This is a genomic window from Acidimicrobiales bacterium (assembly GCA_041394265.1).
GTDB lineage: Bacteria > Actinomycetota > Acidimicrobiia > Acidimicrobiales > SZUA-35 > JBBQUN01.
The window spans coordinates 1,959,267-1,972,506 of the sequence record JAWKIO010000005.1 but is presented as its reverse complement, the minus strand read 5'-3'; the positions used below and the strand labels follow the sequence as shown (position 1 = coordinate 1,972,506).

At 66.5% G+C, this 13,240-nt stretch carries 11 protein-coding genes; 6 read left to right on the top strand and 5 right to left on the bottom strand.

The window, feature by feature from the left end; genetic code table 11:
- Positions 1 to 57 precede the first annotated feature (57 nt).
- Entirely contained in the window at positions 58 to 2,274 is a 2,217-nt protein-coding gene (locus R2733_09660) for an ATP-dependent helicase (GenBank protein ID MEZ5376763.1), read from the top strand.
- Between the two features lie 176 nt (positions 2,275 to 2,450).
- On the opposite strand, the gene R2733_09655 is transcribed toward R2733_09660, so the two are convergent.
- Positions 2,451 to 3,323 (bottom strand): alpha/beta hydrolase-fold protein, encoded by an 873-nt coding sequence (locus tag R2733_09655; protein ID MEZ5376762.1) that lies wholly within the window; start codon positions 3,321 to 3,323, stop codon positions 2,451 to 2,453.
- 47 nt (positions 3,324 to 3,370) lie between these two features.
- On the bottom strand, positions 3,371 to 3,979 hold the full coding sequence (locus R2733_09650) for a TetR/AcrR family transcriptional regulator (protein ID MEZ5376761.1): 609 nt from the start codon (positions 3,977 to 3,979) through the stop codon (positions 3,371 to 3,373).
- Between the two features lie 142 nt (positions 3,980 to 4,121).
- On the opposite strand from R2733_09650, the gene R2733_09645 reads away from it, so the two are divergent.
- Positions 4,122 to 5,741 carry a DHA2 family efflux MFS transporter permease subunit gene (locus R2733_09645; GenBank protein MEZ5376760.1) on the top strand — a complete coding sequence of 540 codons (1,620 nt, stop codon included), beginning with the start codon at positions 4,122 to 4,124 and terminating at the stop codon, positions 5,739 to 5,741.
- 136 nt (positions 5,742 to 5,877) lie between these two features.
- On the opposite strand, the gene R2733_09640 is transcribed toward R2733_09645, so the two are convergent.
- The 3 genes from R2733_09640 to R2733_09630 all read right to left on the bottom strand — a co-directional run bounded on the left by R2733_09640 (position 5,878) and on the right by R2733_09630 (position 9,571).
- Positions 5,878 to 7,965 carry a CHAT domain-containing protein gene (locus tag R2733_09640; GenBank protein MEZ5376759.1) on the bottom strand — a complete coding sequence of 696 codons (2,088 nt, stop codon included), beginning with the start codon at positions 7,963 to 7,965 and terminating at the stop codon, positions 5,878 to 5,880.
- Positions 7,966 to 8,456: 491 nt separating this feature from the next.
- Positions 8,457 to 8,885 (bottom strand): hypothetical protein, encoded by a 429-nt coding sequence (locus R2733_09635; GenBank protein MEZ5376758.1) that lies wholly within the window; start codon positions 8,883 to 8,885, stop codon positions 8,457 to 8,459.
- Entirely contained in the window at positions 8,882 to 9,571 is a 690-nt protein-coding gene (locus tag R2733_09630) for a sigma-70 family RNA polymerase sigma factor (protein ID MEZ5376757.1), read from the bottom strand. Before R2733_09630 ends, R2733_09635 begins: the two co-directional genes overlap by 4 nt.
- 180 nt (positions 9,572 to 9,751) lie before the next feature.
- On the opposite strand from R2733_09630, the gene R2733_09625 reads away from it, so the two are divergent.
- The 4 genes from R2733_09625 to R2733_09610 all read left to right on the top strand — a co-directional run bounded on the left by R2733_09625 (position 9,752) and on the right by R2733_09610 (position 13,214).
- Entirely contained in the window at positions 9,752 to 10,582 is an 831-nt protein-coding gene (locus tag R2733_09625) for a GNAT family N-acetyltransferase (protein ID MEZ5376756.1), read from the top strand.
- Positions 10,583 to 10,697: 115 nt separating this feature from the next.
- Positions 10,698 to 11,594 (top strand): ABC transporter substrate-binding protein, encoded by an 897-nt coding sequence (locus R2733_09620; protein ID MEZ5376755.1) that lies wholly within the window; start codon positions 10,698 to 10,700, stop codon positions 11,592 to 11,594.
- A gap of 19 nt (positions 11,595 to 11,613) precedes the next feature.
- Positions 11,614 to 12,462: an amino acid ABC transporter permease gene (locus R2733_09615; GenBank protein MEZ5376754.1), complete on the top strand. Its 849-nt coding sequence runs from the start codon at positions 11,614 to 11,616 to the stop codon at positions 12,460 to 12,462.
- Positions 12,462 to 13,214: an amino acid ABC transporter ATP-binding protein gene (locus R2733_09610; GenBank protein MEZ5376753.1), complete on the top strand. Its 753-nt coding sequence runs from the start codon at positions 12,462 to 12,464 to the stop codon at positions 13,212 to 13,214. Before R2733_09615 ends, R2733_09610 begins: the two co-directional genes overlap by 1 nt.
- The last annotated feature ends 26 nt before the right edge of the window (positions 13,215 to 13,240 follow it).

Genomic DNA, 13,240 nt, shown 5'->3' with positions numbered 1-13,240 from the left:
AACATCTGTCCGATCGCATGGTTGCATTCTGCGGATTTCACCGTCAGCCTTCGAAGGGTGAGGTCGTTGGATGCGGAGCAGGTGCTCGCCGGGCTCGATCCGGAACAGGCCGAGGTCGTCCGTTGGCGAGGTGATTCGCTCTGCGTGATCGCCGGCGCCGGTTGCGGCAAGACCCGCACCGTGGCGCACCGTATCGCACACCTCGACGCCACCGGCGACATGCCCTCCCGCCATGTCCTGGCCGTCACCCACTCCCGCAAGGCCGCTGGTGAGCTTCGCGGCCGGCTCGTCCAACTCGGCGTGGCCAACACGTCGTGCCGGACCTTCCACTCTGCCGCGCTGGGACTGGTCAAACGCTTTGACCCGGCAGCGGCACAACGCCAGCTCGTCACCGATTCGTGGGCACCGCTCAAGCGGATCATCTACGGCGGGAAGCGGCTCGACCCCGACCAGATGGCGATCGTGTCCGATGTGAAGGCCGAGATCGAGCTGGCGCACGCCCGACTCGAGACCCCGAGTTCGATTGCCCGCATCGACCTGCTTCCCACCGGCCGCCCCGGCAACCAAGTGGCGAAGGTCTGGGAGAAGTGGATCGACCACAAGGACGACCAGCACCTCGTCGACTTCGGCGACTACCTCACGCTGGCCACGGGCCTGATCGAAGACGACGCCACTATCGCTTCGACCATCCACGACGAGTGGCGCAGCGTGGTCGTCGACGAGTACCAAGACATCGATCCGTCGCAGCAGGCGTTCCTCGCCGCGCTGCTCGGTCGTACCGGTCAGCTCTGCGCTGTTGGCGATCCCCGCCAGACCATCTTCTCGTTCAAGGGTTCCGAGCCGACCTTCCTACGCGATTTCGCCACACACTGGCCCGGGTCGGAGATCCGCTACCTCAACCGCAACTACCGCTCGACCGAACCGATCGTCGCCGCCGCCAACCTCACCTCGGGCAGTGTCGGGCGACCCGAAGCGCTCGTTGCACAGCGGGGCGACGGTCCGCTCCCCCGCCTGGTCGAAGCCCCGTCAACCGACGTCGAGCCACTCAAGGTGCTCGACGCCCTGCAAGCCGCCCACCGCGACGGCATTCCCTGGTCCGAGATGGCTGTGCTGTTCCGACTCAACTTCCAGTCGGCGGCGCTCGAAGGTTTGCTGCGGCGCCGATCGATCCCGTTCCGGGTGCTCGGCAACAGCCTGTTCTACGAGACCGACGCCGTGCTCGGCATCCTGCGCCCGTTCGGTCAAGCTGCTCGCACCGATGGCGACCGAAACGGTCTCGAACTCCTCGTACAAACCGCCAAGCGACAGGGCTGGCACCCCGACCGTGCGCCCGATGGAGAGGGCGCAGCGCTCGAGAAATGGGAGTACCAGACCACCCTTGTCGAGCAGGGGGAAACCTTCGCCGCCGAGCACATGGCTCGCACCGGATCTCCGATCGGTGCCGCCGCCCTCCGGCAGGCGTTCCTCGAATCGGCCACCAACGATGCCGAGCCGACCACCGATGCGGTCACGCTGGCCACGATCCACAAGGCCAAGGGCCTGGAGTGGGACCAGGTCGTCCTCTATGGCGCAGCCGAAGGCATGCTGCCGTATCACAAGGCGGTCACGGCCGGCGGTGAGGCGATCGAGGAGGAGCGCCGCCTCTTCTACGTCGCCATCACCCGGGCCCGCAAGCACTTGACGATCACCCACGCCGCCTCCAAGACCACCGCCAAGGGTTGGACGATGAATCAGGAGCGGTCGTCGTTCGTCGATGCCATCCTGCCGGCCCAGGTGCGCAGCGCCGGTGGCGGTCGATCGCCTGGGCGAGGCGGTGGAGGACGCAGTGGTGCGGGCCGCAGCGGTGCCGGGCGCAATGGCGCGGGGCGGACCGGCTCAGGAAGTGGAGCGACTGGGCGGGGCGCTGCAGGTCGTTCGACCGCTTCTCGGAACGGTGGCCGGGCTGGCGGAGTTGGCCGCAAGGGATCGGCGGCCCCGACGTGCGCAGCATGTGCGGAGCGACTCAATGCCGGCGAGCAGAAGCTCGGCCTCCACCTCTACTGCCTGATGGGCAACGCCGGCGCCACCGCCAGGGATGTCATCGAGTGGCGCACCCGGGTCGCCAACGACCTCGGGACCACCGCCGACAAGATCGCCTCCGACGAGCAGGTGGCCCACTGGATCGCCGATCGCCCCACCTCGACCAGCAACGGCGCGTTCGACAAACTCCCGCAGCGCAGCCTCGTCCTCCAACGCTTCGGCGACGAACTCCTCACTATCCTCGCCCGCGCCTGAGCGACCGCTACCGCCATCCGTCGACGCTGAAGCCCAAACCACCCATCTGTCGACACTGAAGCCCGGTTCCGGGCTTCAGTGTCGACAGTTCGGCGAGATGGGCTCGAATCGCCGACGGTTCGGGTCGCAGCGGTGCCGGGCCCGACGGGCCGGATCAGACCGACGGGGCGAGCGGATCAGCGGGGTGCGTCGAATACCGAACGCAGGCCGCGGGAGAGGTGCAGCGGACCCACCGTGACGTGAAACTCGTCGGGCAGCACGACCGACTCCAGCCGCAGGCTCGGATAGTTCCGGCTGCGAAGGACGGCGGCGAAGCGCTCGGTGTCGTCGACCATGTCGAGGCGTCGAGCACGGGCCATGGCGACGGCCTCCGGTGGCATGTTCGCGTTCTCCCGCTGACGACCCTCGTGGGTCTCGAGCTCACCGACACCGATGAATACCGTCGCTTCGAGGTCGTCATGGCGGGCGGCGAACTCCGCCTCGGTCGTGAAGCTCTCGTTGCCGTTCCACCACAGCGACGGACTCCCGAGGATGTATCGCTGGAACACCCCTGGCTCCGTCAGCAGCACGTGGGAACCGAGCAGGCCACCGAACGAGTGCCCGAAGAACGTGGCGTCGTTCGGGTCGATGGCGTAACGAGCAGCGACCCACGGCTGGAGTTCGTCGGCGAGGAACCGGACGAACGCCGGACCGCCACCGCTCGGTGTGCCACCCATCCACTCGTCGGTGAATGCCTGATCGGTGCTCGGCGTGAGGTCGCGCACTCGAATGGCGACCGTATCGATCAGGCCACCCATCGGATAGCCGACGCCGACGACGAGCATCGGCGGCAGCATGGCCCTGAGCTGCAAGTTGCGAACGGTGTCGACCGCCGTCCCGAAGAACCCGTTGGCATCCGTGACGTACAGCACGGGTGCGGGCGTCGATGCCTCGAGATCGCCGCAATGGCCGACGAAGATCTTGAACGTGTCACCGATGGCTTCCGAGGCGAGTTCGTGGACCTCTGTGCCGGCAAGCGGGCTGTTTCGATCGAGGTCGGGATCGGTCACGACCTCGACCCTACGTCAGCGACACCCGAGCGTCGTGGCGGTTTCGATCAAGCAGGGCGGGCCCGGAAGCCATCGACCATGAGCGTGGTCATGTCGGTGATCAGATCGTCGAGTTCTCGGGGCGTGGTGCCCATCAGATCGTTCATCATCTCGAACTTGGGCGACAGCACGACCAGGCCCTGCATCATCGCCCACGCCGTGATGGCCGCCGTCTCGACGTCGAGGTCGGGATTGCACTGGTCTCGCACCAGCTCGATGGCGGCCACCAGCTGGCCGTACGCACCGAGGCTGACCCCCATGCAGTGGTCGTTCTCGGGATCGATGAGGTCGGGCTGGAAGATGACGGCGAAATGGCCGGGGTACTCGAGCGCGGTGCGCACGTAGGCCTTGCCCAAGGCTTCGAGCCGGTCGCGAGCGTCGACGATGTCGGCCGAGTCGCGCATGGCCTCGTTCAACCGTTCGAAACCCTCGGCGGCCAGCGAGGTGAACAAGCCGCGCAGATCGCCGAAGTGATGGGCGGGAGCAGCATGCGACACGCCCGCTCGTCGAGCCGTCTCTCGCAGGCTGAAGCCCGAGGTTCCGCGCTCGGCGACGAGTTCGGCCGCGGCGGCGCGCAGTGCCGATGGCAGATCGCCGTGATGGTAGGGGGCCGACATGCCGCTCATCCTACGCCGGTTCCGCTGGTCATCTTTCCATCGTCAACCTTTCCCTTGACACTGTCAAGACCAATCTTTACGGTGTCAACTTGTCACTGACAACTTGCCACTGACAAGACGAATCGATTGCCCCGGAGGACCCATGACCATCACCACACATCCAAACCGACCACCTGACGCCGACGCGTCTCGACCGGTCGCAGCAACCCACGACCGGCGCTGGGCCATCCTCGCCGTCCTCTGCCTGTCGGCCTTCGTCACGGTGCTCGATGGCACCATCGTCAACGTCGCCCTCCCGTCGCTATCGATCGATTTGGGCGCCACCACCCGCCAGCTGCAGTGGATCGTCGATGCTTACCTGCTCGTGTTCACCGGCCTTCTCCTGGCAGCAGGCAGCGTGGGCGATCGGTGGGGACGCAAGCGGGCCCTGCTCGTCGGTCTCGCCGTCTTCGGAGCGACCTCGGCCTTCGCCGGCTCGGTCGACTCGGCAGGCGCCCTCATCGGTGGTCGAGCACTGATGGGCGTCGGCGCGGCGCTCATCTATCCCGCCACGCTCGCCATCATCACGGCCACGTTCACCGACGCACTCGAGCGGGCGAAAGCCATCGGCATCTGGGCCGCCGTCAGCGGCATGGCCGTGGCCTTCGGTCCGATCACCGGCGGCTGGTTGCTCGAGCACTTCTGGTGGGGGTCGGTGTTCTTCGTCAACCTGCCGGTCGTCGCCGGTGCCATCGCACTGACCGCCTGGCTGGTCCCCGAATCGAGTGACCGTGAGACCCCGCCACTCGACAAGCTCGGCTTCGCCCTGTCGATCGCCGGCATCACCGCCTTGGTGTTCGCCATCATCGAGGCCCCTGAATGGGGTTGGCTCGACGGGCAAACCATCGGCACGTTCGGCCTCGCCGCCGGCCTCCTCGCCGCCTTCGTGGCCTGGGAGCTGCACGTCGACGAGCCGATGCTGCCCGTCCGCATCTTCGAGAACCTCCGCTTCTCGGCCGCAAGCGCTGCCGTCACTTCCGCCTTCTTCGCCCTGTTCGGTTTCGTGTTCCTCGTGACCCAGTACTTCCAGTTCGTCCGCGGCTATCGCCCGCTCGAAGCGGGCTTGCGGACAATTCCCGTGGCCGTGGCGATCGCACTGGCATCCATCGTGGCGCCGATGCTGGTTGAGCGGGTCGGGACGAAGCGGGTGGTCGCCGCGGGCCTCATGTCGATGTCGGCGGCCTTCCTCTGGATCTCGACGGTCGCCGTCGGGACCGACTACCTCGTGATCGTCGGACAGATGATCCTGCTCGGCGCCGGGCTCGGCGCCACCACGGCACCGGCCACCGAGTCCATCATGGGCTCGCTGAGCGTCGACAAGGCCGGTGTCGGATCGGCCGTGAACGACACCACCCGGGAGCTGGGCGGAACGCTCGGGGTCGCCATCCTCGGTTCGGTGTTCAACTCGCTGTACTCCGCCGGCATCGAGAGTGGCACCGCCGTGGCCCAGCTTCCCGTCGCTGCTCAGGAGGCGGTGAAGGAGTCGATCGGCGCCGCCCGGTTCGTCGCCAACGACCTCGGTGCTGCAGCACCCGCTTTCATGACCGACGTGAACAGCGCGTTCATCGACGGCATGGCCATGGCCTGCTATCTGGCGGCGGGGGTCACCCTCGCCGGTGCGATGTTCGTGCTCCGCTTCCTGCCCGCTCGCTCGGGTGAGGCAGCTGCGAGCGAGACCGCCGGTCGCGCCGAGCCCGCCCACATGGTCGCCGAACCGGCCTGAACTCTCGCCCCACAACCCACCATCGGTCAACTCTCGGCTGTCGAGCCCACTTCCGGGCTCGGCAGCCGAGAGTTCGCTGCGGGTGGGCTCGACAGCCGAGAGATCGGGGCGGGGATCGGAAGGTTCGGCTGACTGGTCAGCTGAAGGATTCGGCTTCGACGGCGAGGAGGCTGTCGGCGACTCGCTCCAGGTCGAGCTGGTCGAACCGTAGGTCGTCGAGCGCCTTGCGGGCCGGAACGCCGGCGGCAAGTGCTCGGTGGAGTTCGGGCATGACGAACGCCGTCTTGTCATCGTCGAGTTCGACTGGCGAGATGATGAGCTCCTTCGTGCCGCGCGAGGCAAGGGCCGACGCGAAGCCATAGCTCACGTCGCTCCCCGTCGAGCCGCCGGATCCGACCAGACACGAGGCCAGCACAACCATCGGCGGCGTGGCGTTCGCCATCTCGATGTCGTACACGGTCAACGGACCATCGAAGAGGGTGATCATGGCGAGCAGCGGATCCTTGGCGTGCAGCGAGCCGTGCCCGGCGACATGGGCAATGTCGACCTCCTCGAACGCCCGGAGCACGGCCGACACGGTGGCCTCGCTGCCGGTCAGCACGATCGGGTCGTCATAGAGGGCGGCCACTCGTTCGACCTCGGCGGCGATGCCATCACCGAGGTCGGGACCGGCGACGACCAGGGCCCGACGGCGGGGCACCGCCGACGCCACGTCATCCTGCTCATTCCGACAGACGAGTGGCGTGCCGACATTGATGCCGAGGCGCCAGCGCTTCACGCTCGGCAACACCCGCCACGGTACGGAGGTCAGGAAGCGACCGGGGAAGAGCATCACCTCGCTGTCCGGTGCAATGTCGACGCCGGCGAAGAGCACGGCGTCGAGCTCGCCCGCCCGACGATCGAGGCCTTCGATGAGTTGATGGGGAATCGGTGATGGGCGACGAGCGAGGCTGTCGGACACGTGCCGCACACGGCGGATCGTGGTGGTCAACGTGTCGAGGTCACCGAGATCGACCAGCGTGACCCCGTCAGCCAAGTCGGCCGACGACGGGAGCACCAGGCGCCATACGTGACCACCTAGTTCGGCGAACATGACCAGGGTCTGCTCGCATGCGGCCGCCCGCAACTGCTCGATCCCGATGGCTTGGCGGGGCGGCGCCGCCGTGCGCTCCATCCGACGATGCAGTGATCGCAGACGTCCCTCGAGCAACTCGACCTCGGCGCGGTCGATGCGGGCCGGATCGCTTTTTGCGATCGACGTTCGTAGCGCGTCGAGCTGGGTGACGAGTTCGGTGTCTGTCGCCGACAACGGCGCCGTCGAGTGGACGACCGTATTGGCGGCATCGACGAGGCAGGCCAGGTCGGCCGGGTCTCCGGCGGCGGCGATTCGTACCGCCAGCCCTTCGACATCGACCAAACCGAATACCAGCGCAGCACGAAGTTCGACCGCGTTGATGTCGGCGGTGTGCTCGGCCAACGTCTCGATCAGCAGCAGCGCCTGGCTCTTGGCCGCTGCGACCCTGCCACCATCGAGCAGGAGTCGAGCCTGGGCGTAGCGCCCGAGCACCCGCAACTGCTTGCGCTCCGACTCGAGCGCCCGGGTGGCGGCGGCCCAGCAGGTGGGCGCGAAGTCGGGATCATGATCCCCGAGCGCAATCAGCGCCTCATAGACCGCATCCGCCCCCGGCTCATCCGGCCCGATGTCGGGGACCTGGTGGGCTTGGAGTACACCCCGCAGCTCACCACAACGTTCCTCGCTGGCATGTCGCCCTTGATGCGAATAGAGGTGTTCAGCCTGTTCGATTGCCTGACCCGCATTGGTGAGTGCTCCGAGGCGAGCCAGCGCACGAGCATTGAGCATCAGCAGATCGGGCACCTCGAGGGACGATCCACCCGGGCGCGAGCGCTCGATCTCCAGTGCAGCACCTCCCGCCGCAAGGCACTCCTCGAAGAGGGCTGATGTCAGGAGGATCTCAGCTTCTGCGATGAGTGCCTGGCCTCCGTCGAGTCCCTGTCCGTCGCGGTCGACGGCGGCGCGTCCGAGCCGATCGAACGCCTCACGCACTGCGCCTTTGAGACCAAGAAGGGCTCCAAGATTGTGCTGCGCCATACCACCCAGCCGTACGTCATCCGAAGCGGCGAGCAAGACCGATCGAAAGTCGAACTCGGCCTCATCGAGGTTGCCCAATCGCTGCAGTACGACGGCTCGGTTGTTTAGTGCCAAAGAATGAACATAGGGATCACTACGCAACTGGCTGAGGACGATCGCCTGTGTGTATCGGTCAAGGGCTTCTGGATATCGCTCCTGCAAGTCTGCATGGACTCCTCGCTGCAACTCGTAGAGCGGGAGGTCCCTATCGTCGAGAATCGACCGTGCGCCCGCAAGGATGGCGTCTGCCGCCTCAAAGTCTCCTAGTCGCAGCCTGACGCCTGCGTAGTACAAGCCGGAGCGCCCAGCGACTGGCGAAGCCGGAGCATCACGAATCGACCGTTCAAAATGCCTACACGCCGCCTCAAACTCGCCTCGTTGTCTGTGCAGAAGGCCCAAAGCGCAGTTCGCACTACTTGTGTCAACGGACGCGGGAGCTCCGCTAACGAGCATGATCAGATCGCGCTCCACACCATCGGCGACTCCAACCGCCCGCGCGTTCTCAACGACTTCGAGGAGTTGTACGCCTGAGCACTGCTGTCGTCCCATGGAGTCGTTGCCGGGGACTACAACCGGATCCACTCGGTCGAGAGCCGGCGCCCGGAATCGGTCACCAGTGCCACACGGAGCACATCGCTGGACGGCCGCTCGATCCAGAAGCTGCCGAGGTCGTCGACTTCGACCGGTTGTTCGTCGTCGAGGGTCACGAGTCGGGCCGAAAGGATGGGCTCGCCGATGACCTGGCCGAGCAGATCAGGGCCGTCGAGCCGGATCGCCAACTCGAGATCATCGAACTCGAAGAGCAGATCGCGCTCGAGACTGGCTGCCCGACGAACACCGACCGGGAGCTGCTCGAAGGAGTCCGATGTCAGTTCGGCGATCTCCTCGCCGATGGTGCGCACGTCCCAGAGGTCCTTTGCCCGATCGACCACGTCGTCGCTCGGGGAGTCCTCGAGAAGTTTGCGTAGTTGATCGAAGAGTTGCTCGTCGGTCATGACCAGTCCTGGATGTCGCTGTCGGGAAACACCTCGTCGTAGAGGCGTCGAAGGTGGGCCAGGCAACGCTTGCGCCGGGGCCCGATGGTGCCAACGGCGATATCGCATCGCTCGCTGATCTCGGTGTAGGGGGCGGGTGGGTCCTGCACCAGCATGAGCTCGAGCAGGGTGCGGCAGGCTTCGGGCAGGCGGGCCAGCGCGCGACGCAGATGGTGCGCACGTTCGGCCCGACCGATCAGCTCCTCCGGCTGCTCGGCCGCACTACTCGGCGCGTCATCGACCTCGACCGGGGGGATCCGCCCCGACCGTTTGATGAGGGCCTGGCACTCGCGACGAGCCGTGGTGTAGAGCCACAGTCCAACTCGTTCCGGGTCGTGCAGCTGTCCGAGGTGCTGGGTGAGGCGGAGCCAGGTGAGCTGTGAGACGTCGTTGATGTCGTGCCGGTCGAGCCGATGGCGGGCCCCCACCGCTTCGACCAGTCCGGCATAGCGCTCGACCAGTTCTTCCCACGCCAGGCGATCGCCGTCATTCGCCCTCTGGACCAGGTCGGCATTCGTCGCAAGGCCGGACGCATGCCCACGTTCGGGCCGACGACGGCTATGGAGCACCACCGGGATGGGGCGTGGCGGCTCGAGGAGGCCGACCCCCGACGAAGAAATTTCGCGATTTGTTGAATCAAACGTCATGGTGCCTCCTCTCTCTCCCTGAATCGTCGCTCAAGTCCAAGGACATTGCACCATGAACAAGATCAAGTTCGCCGCCGCCGCCATCGCCACCGCCGCCGTCTCGGCCACGGTCGGTCTCGGTCCCATTGCTGCCTCAATCACTGGCGTCGGCTGACCGTTCCCGACCACTAGCGTGCGGCGATGCCGTCGCCCGCCTCATTCGAACGCGCCTCCCGCGAGGATCTGCGGGCGCGCTTCGAGTCGGATCGGCCGATCCACGTCTACGGGCTCGGCGATCTCACCGACGAGTATTTTTCGCGTTCCCGCTGGTGGCAGCGGGGTCAAGCGACCATCGGTGAGATCGGTCTGCCCGGTGATCCACCCGAACTGATCGTCTACGGCGTCAACGCCGGCGATCCCAACGACGCGCTCGCGCTGTGGGCCGACGTCGACCATCTGCTTCCCGATCGCTACTTCGCGACCGGGCCCGTGGGGTTCGCGGCGTACCTCTCGGCCCGGGGTCGTGTGGTGGAATTCGACGCGGGTGAGCACGTGAAAATGTTTTCGAAAAATCTTTCGCGAACCCTCGAAATCGCGCCCCGAAACGGCCAGGTCGTCGATTCCGAGCGCGGTTTCGTCGGTCGCGCCATCGATCAGGGCGACCTCGGGGCCATCGAGGCGCTCCAGGCCACCCACGACGACCCGGGGTCGTTCTTCACCCCGACCCTTCTCGACGACGGTCCGTTCTACGGCGTCTTCGACGGCGACGAGCTGATCGCGATGGCCGGCATCCACGTGTGCAGCACCGAGATGGACGTGGCGGCGATCGGATGCGTGCTCGTCCATCCCGAACGGCGAGGTCTCGGGCTCGGCACGGTCGTGACCGCAGCGCAGGTTCGAGCGCTCCACGACCTCGGCATCGGCTCGATTGGGCTGAACGTGAAGGCTGACAACACCACGGCCCGAGGCATCTACGAACGGCTCGGATTCGTCGAGGTCCACCGGTACGAAGAGGCGCTCCTGGCCCGGTAGCGGGGTCATTCCTTCACCGAGTCGTAACGGCCCCGGTAGGCAACTCCGGCCGGACTCCGACCGAGCGATGGTAGACAAGCCTGGTTCCACCATTCACTTCGACCTGGGAGGGTTCATGCGATCCCGACTGACACAACTCCTCGCCTTGCTCTTCGCTCTCGCCATGGTGTCCGCGGCCTGCGGTTCCGACAGCGCAAGCGAGACCGACGCTGCCGATGCGGCGAGCGACACCGGTTCCGAGGGTGCTGCCCTCGACTGCGCCATCGAGAGCCTGCCGCTCACCGAAGCCGGCAAGCTGACCATCGCCACCGGCGAACCGGCCTACGAGCCGTGGATGGTCGACGATGACCCCACCAACAAGCAAGGCTTCGAAGGTGCCGTGGCCTACGCGATCGCCGAGAAGATGGGCTTCGCCGACGCCGACGTCGTCTGGACCCGCAGCGACTTCGACGAGGCCATCGCCCCCGGTGAGAAGCCCTACGACTTCAACATGCAGCAGTACTCGATCACCGCCGACCGCGACAAGGTCGTCGACTTCTCGCTGCCGTACTACTCCGGTCAGAAGTCGGTCATCGCTCTCGGCGGCTCGCCAGCTGCCACCGCCACGAACTTCGAGGAGCTGCAGGCCGGCACCTGGGGCGCCACCATCGGTACCACCGATCTCGACTACATCGAGAACACCCTGGGCATCGAAGACGTCGCCGTCTACGACACCCAGGCCGACGTGCTCTCCGCCATGGCCGCCGGCCAGATCGACGCCACCGTCGTCGCCCTGCCGACCGCCCTCTACCTGACGGCAGTCGAGATGGACAACGGCGTGATCGTCGGCGTGCTCCCGACCGATCCGAGCCAGACCGAGGGCGACCAGATGGGTCTGCTGTTCACCGACGGCAGCGAGCTGGTCGGCTGTGTGAACGAGGCGATCACGGCGCTCACCGACGACGGCACCCTCGAGGCACTCGCGGTCGAGTGGCTCCAGGGCGAAGGCGACATCCCCGAGATCGCCAGCTGATCCCACGGTCCACCGACCGATGACGACGCTGCCAGAGTCGACGCCGCCACCGGCGCCGAAGACCCTGAGCGCGCGCGAGCGCTACACGCCCGTGCTGATCTCCGTGATCAGCACGGGCGTTGTGCTGTTGCTCCTGATCTGGTGGATCGGCTCGGCGCCACAATGGCCCCGGGTCCGCAGCCAGTTCTTCTCGTGGTCCGACATGAGGGCCTCGTTCCCGGATGTCCTCGACGGGTTCTGGGTCAACATGCGGATCTGGATCATCGCCGAGATCCTCATCCTGATCGTGGCGCTGGTCCTCGCCCTGATGCGATCGTTCACCGGCCCGATCGCCGCCCCGTTCCGCTTCGCCGCCGTCGTCTACATCGACGCCCTCCGCGGCGTTCCCGCCCTACTGCTCCTCCTCTTGCTCGGCTTCGGTGTGCCGGCGCTGCAGCTCCCGGGCCTGCCGAAGAGCGCCGAGTTCTGGGGCACCGTGGCCCTGGTCGCCGGCTACTCGGCCTACACCGCCGAGATCTATCGTTCGGGGATCGAGGCCGTGCACGACGGGCAACGAGCCGCCGCCAAGGCCTTGGGCCTCAACCAGTGGCAGACCCTGCGCTACGCCATCATCCCGCAGGCGGTGCGCAACGTCTCCCCCGCCCTGCTGAACCTGGCCGTCGCACTTCAGAAGGACGTCGCCCTGCTCAGCGTGATCGGCGTCCGTGACGCCGTCCGAGAGGCGCAGATCTACACCGCCCGGACCTTCAACTACTCGGCCCTGATGGTGGCAACCGTGTTGTTCCTCGCCACGAGCGTCCCGCTGGCTCGCTTTGCCGACCGCTACGCCCGCTGGGACCAGGAACGCCGTCTGCAGAGGACCCAGTGATGGCGGACCAGCCGAAGATCGAGGTCAAGACCCTCACGAAGTACTACGGTACGTCGTTGGTCCTGCGTTCGGTCGACCTGTCGGTCGCAGCCCACGAGGTCGTGTGCCTGATCGGGGCGTCGGGATCGGGCAAGTCGACATTGCTGCGCTGCATCGGGCGCCTCACTCCGTATGACCACGGCCAGATCCTGCTCGACGGAGTCGACATCGAGGGCGACGACCTCCCCGAGGCCGACTTCCGCAAACGAGTGGGCATCGTCTTCCAGTCGTACAACCTCTTCCCGACCATGACCGTGCTCGACAACGTCACGCTTGCGCCGCGTCGGGTCCACGGCGTGACGAAGACCGAGGCCGAGACACGAGCCCGGGAGCTCCTCGATCTCTTCGGCATGGCCGACTTCGCCGGCGCCTACCCCGACCGCCTCTCGGGGGGCCAGCAGCAGCGGGTCGCCCTGGTGCGGGCCATGGCCACCAACCCCGACGTCCTGCTGCTCGATGAGGTCACCGCCGCACTCGACCCCGAACTGATCGGGGGTGTCCTCGCCGTGATCAAGGACCTCAAAGCCCAGGGCATGACGCTGGTGATCGTCACCCACGAAATGGGATTCGCTCGCGATGTCGCCGATCGTGTGTGCTTCCTGGATGCGGGCCGCATCGTCGAGGAGGGCCCGCCCAACGACCTGTTCACGAATCCGCAGGAAGAACGCACCGGGCAGTTCCTCCAACGCATCATCGACGCCGGGCGACTATGAACACCATCGACCGATCCGAGACCACC

Coding starts and splice junctions, on each gene's coding strand:
- R2733_09650 (MEZ5376761.1), bottom strand. CDS start 3,979: ATGTCGGCCCCCTACCATCACGGCGATCTGCCATCGGCACTGCGCGCC.
- R2733_09645 (MEZ5376760.1), top strand. CDS start 4,122: ATGACCATCACCACACATCCAAACCGACCACCTGACGCCGACGCGTCT.
- R2733_09635 (MEZ5376758.1), bottom strand. CDS start 8,885: ATGACCGACGAGCAACTCTTCGATCAACTACGCAAACTTCTCGAGGAC.
- R2733_09630 (MEZ5376757.1), bottom strand. CDS start 9,571: ATGACGTTTGATTCAACAAATCGCGAAATTTCTTCGTCGGGGGTCGGC.
- R2733_09625 (MEZ5376756.1), top strand. CDS start 9,752: ATGCCGTCGCCCGCCTCATTCGAACGCGCCTCCCGCGAGGATCTGCGG.
- R2733_09620 (MEZ5376755.1), top strand. CDS start 10,698: ATGCGATCCCGACTGACACAACTCCTCGCCTTGCTCTTCGCTCTCGCC.
- R2733_09615 (MEZ5376754.1), top strand. CDS start 11,614: ATGACGACGCTGCCAGAGTCGACGCCGCCACCGGCGCCGAAGACCCTG.
- R2733_09610 (MEZ5376753.1), top strand. CDS start 12,462: ATGGCGGACCAGCCGAAGATCGAGGTCAAGACCCTCACGAAGTACTAC.